Genomic DNA, 2387 nt, shown 5'->3' on the forward strand with positions numbered 1-2387 from the left:
GTTAGTCGCAGTTCAATCGCTGCTGACATGAAGCAAATCAAACACTATTTTGAATTAAATGGAACTCCTTTAACTGTTAATCACACAGGAACTTACTTTACCGGGAATGAATATGAACGGCAAGAAGTTTTACAACGATTTGTTTTAGATATTTCTTGGAATCAATACAGCGATAGTAGCGTATTAATTCAATTGTATAACCAATTTTTTGAAGAACAACTGGTTGAACAGTTGTTTGAAATCGTCGATAAGTTTTTGGAGCAAGTTAAAGTGACTATCAATGATCAGAATATTAGAAATATCCAATCTGGTATTATTATTTTAGTAGGAAGAGGAAAGCAAGAAAAGCGTCTATCTAGACCACTAGATGATTATTCATTTGAACAACTACACGATATGACAACTTATCTACTTACAGTAGATTTAGCCAATGAAATTGAATCGAAGTTATCTTTTGAATTTTCATCTTATGATTTGGTTTATGTAAATAAGCTTTTGATTGGTAGTGGAATAGAACCAATAAAGTCAATGCATGGAATTAAACAAAAATACAGCCAATTGATTGATGAAGCAATTGATAAAATGTCTGCTTCAATGGGAGTTAATTTAACTCAAGACCATTTATTGCGAGAAGGATTGGCTACTCATATTATTCCGATGATTTATCGAATTCAAAACAATATTCAAATAAAGAATCCGCTCTTGACGTTAATTAAGGAAAAATACAGTGTGATGTACGGTCTAACCTGGTTTGTTCTGATGGACCTTGAAAGAGAATTAAAAATTAATCTATCTGAAGATGAAGTAGCATTTATTATGGTTCACTTTCAAGCAGCGATGGAACGCAAAAGAAAATCCATTAAAGTTTTATTTGTTTGCCCGAATGGTTACGGTACCTCATCATTATTAGCAAGCCAAATCAAGCAAGTATTACCTAACATAGATAGTTATGAGACGTTGTCTTTAAATCAAATGGCAACAAATAATCTTTCAAACTTTGATTTTATTATCTCTACTATTCCTATTGATTTACCTAATAAAAGAGTTATAAAGGTTTCACCTATTTTAACACCAAGAGATATAAAAAATGTGTTAGATAACTATGGTGATTGGTTTATTGAGCACAGTGATTATTCTAAAGAATTTGTTTTGGAAAATAAAACAAGTGCATTAATGGTGGAAGTTCTACAACTTGATGATATTTACGTAGACTATTCGTTTGATTCAAAAGAAGAGGCGTTACATTTTTTGTGCTCGGAGTTAGAAAAAGAAGAACAGGTTACCGTAGATTTTAGAGAATCAATCTTTGGACGTGAATCATTAGCACCTACGAATATAAGTAATGGCGTCGCTGTGCCTCATGGGAACCCACATTTTGTCAATAAGTCTAAAGTGAAAATTTTGATAAATCGTCATAAAATTCCTTGGGGAGAAGAAGGGATTGATGTCATTATTATGTTAGCCATTAATAAAAGCGATGTAGAGCATATGGAACCGATGTTATTAGAGATTTTTAAAATGATTTTTGATCGAATTACAGTTGAAACGATTTTCATTCAGTCTACGAGAAAACAAATTTATGAAAGTATTTTTAAAGGAGTAAATGACAATGAAGAAAAGTGATTTGGGACAATTATTAACAGAGGAAAGAATCAAACACGTAGCTGAGGTAGATTCATGGCAAAAGGCCGTTGAACTAGCCAGTGATCCACTTTTGCAAGACAACTCAATTGAAAATGTTTATGTTGATAATATGAAGAAGAGTGTAGTAGATAACGGACCATATATGGTTTTAGCTGATTATTTTGCTTTAATGCATGCTAAACCAGGTGAAGGTGTCAATGATCTGTCACTATCCATGTTAGTGACAGATCAAGAAGTTAATATGGAAGGCACACCAGTTAAAATATTTTTAATTTTAGCTGCCAAAGATAATGAGTCGCATATAGCGGCACTTTCACAAATCACAACGATATTAATGAATGAAGAATACTTCGAGATTTTTTTAAGTGGAGATATTACTGAAATTCTTAATGTAATCAATGAAACTGGAAAGGAGGTGTGAAGAAATGAAAATTTTAGCTGTATGTGGATTTGGAGTAGGCTCTTCAATGGTTTTAAAGATGACGTTACAAAGAGCAGCTGCTCAATTAGGAATTGAAGCAGATATTGAAAACACAGACATCAGTAGTGCAAAAGGCAGTTCAGCAGACGTGATATTTACAAGTAATGAGTTGTTAGATGAACTTAGAAGTTCTGTTAAAGCCCCAATTTATCCGATTAAAAAATATATGGATTTAGAGGAAGTAAAAACAGCATTAGAAGCTTATTTAACAGCTAGAAATTAAAAAAGAACGAAAGGTGACCTAAACTCTAACTTTTTTTAG

At 32.4% G+C, this 2387-nt stretch carries 3 protein-coding genes; all 3 read left to right on the forward strand.

All coding sequences use genetic code 11. From position 1 onward, the window contains the following. On the forward strand, window positions 1–1623 hold a 1623-nt coding region (locus tag RT405_RS08730; protein ID WP_313469133.1), incomplete at its 5' end, for a PRD domain-containing protein. Next, on the forward strand, window positions 1610–2065 hold the full coding sequence (locus RT405_RS08735) for a PTS sugar transporter subunit IIA (RefSeq protein WP_313469134.1): 456 nt from the start codon (window positions 1610–1612) through the stop codon (window positions 2063–2065). The genes RT405_RS08730 and RT405_RS08735, both read left to right, overlap by 14 nt. A gap of 4 nt (window positions 2066–2069) precedes the next feature. Then, window positions 2070–2348 (forward strand): PTS sugar transporter subunit IIB, encoded by a 279-nt coding sequence (locus tag RT405_RS08740; RefSeq protein ID WP_313469135.1) that lies wholly within the window; start codon window positions 2070–2072, stop codon window positions 2346–2348. Window positions 2349–2387 lie beyond the last annotated feature (39 nt).

It is taken from the genome of Carnobacterium sp. (assembly GCF_032094055.1).
GTDB lineage: Bacteria > Bacillota > Bacilli > Lactobacillales > Carnobacteriaceae > Carnobacterium_A.